At 70.1% G+C, this 813-nt stretch carries 1 protein-coding gene; it reads left to right on the plus strand.

Going from position 1 to position 813, the window contains the following annotated elements:
* Positions 1-22: 22 nt before the first annotated feature.
* Positions 23-813: helix-turn-helix domain-containing protein (locus tag H1D24_RS41580; protein ID WP_374064835.1), on the plus strand; the 791-nt coding region annotated here is incomplete at its 3' end.

The following is an 813-nucleotide window of genomic DNA, read 5'->3' on the forward strand; positions in this document are numbered from 1 at the left end:
GATCGGTGTCATGCTGGGCGGCATGAGTAGCAACGTGCCCCTCAATGAGCTGGGAGAATTCCTCAAGAAGCGTCGCTCGGAGCTGAGCCCGACCACGGTCGGACTGCCCGATACCGGCCGCCCCCGCCGCGTGGCGGGGCTGCGCCGCGAGGAGGTCGCCCACCTCGCCTCGATCAGCACCGACTACTACACCCGGCTCGAGCAGGGCCGCATGCAGGCCTCCGCTCCCGTGCTGGACGTCCTCGCCCGGGTACTCCACCTGGACGACGACGAGCGCGGCTATCTCTTCCAGCTCGCGGGCAAAACCAGCACCCGCGCCCGTCGCCGCGGAATGCAGAAGGTCCAGCCGCAGCTCCAGCGCGTTCTGGACGACCTCACCGCCACCCCCGCCATCGTGCAGGGCCGCCGCGGCGACATCCTCGCCTGGAACGCGCTGGCCGCCGCCCTGGTCACCGACTTCGCCCGCATCCCGGAAAAGCACCGCAACTACCCCCGGATCACGTTCACCGATCCGGCCATGCGCACCCTGTACGCCGACTGGGAGACCTCCGCCCAGACCGCGGTGGCCCAGCTGCGGATGGAGGCCGCGCAGTATCCCGAGGACCCCCGCCTGATCGCACTGGTCGGCGAACTGTCCATGCGGGACAAGCAGTTCGCCCAGTGGTGGGGCGACCACCGCGTCGCCGCCCGCACCGTCGGCACGAAAACCCTCAACCACCCGATCGTCGGCGAACTCGTCCTGGACTGGGACACCCTCACCGCCAACACGGACCCCGACCAGCACCTCACCGTCTGGACCGCCGAGCCCGGCTC

The organism is Streptomyces himalayensis subsp. himalayensis (assembly GCF_013778455.1).
GTDB lineage: Bacteria > Actinomycetota > Actinomycetes > Streptomycetales > Streptomycetaceae > Streptomyces > Streptomyces himalayensis.